The sequence below is a fragment of the Seonamhaeicola marinus genome, from assembly GCF_008085455.1.
In genome coordinates, this window is the sequence record NZ_VSDQ01000139.1 from 1 (window position 1) to 315 (window position 315).

Below are 315 nucleotides of genomic sequence, written 5' to 3' on the forward strand. Positions count from 1 at the left end.
TTGTACTGCCGAAGCTTGTAATTTAAGTGACAACCATGAGCGTTTTGAGGCGCAAGGATATCGTATTTTAGGTGTAAGTGCCGATAGTGCTAAGCGTCAATCAAACTTTAAAAATAAATACAATTTTCCATATCCATTATTGGCTGATGAAGATAAAACGGTTATTAATGCTTTTGGTGTTTGGGGGCCTAAAAAGTTTATGGGGCGCGAATATGACGGTATTCACCGTGTTACCTTTGTAATTGATGCAGATGGCGTGATAGAAGATGTTATTACCAAAGTAAAAACTAAAGATCATACCAGCCAAATTTTAAA

General features: G+C 36.5%; 1 protein-coding gene. It reads left to right on the forward strand.

From position 1 onward, the window contains the following. A partial coding sequence (locus FUA24_RS01135; RefSeq protein ID WP_148539685.1) for a peroxiredoxin occupies positions 1-315 on the forward strand: 315 nt, incomplete at both ends.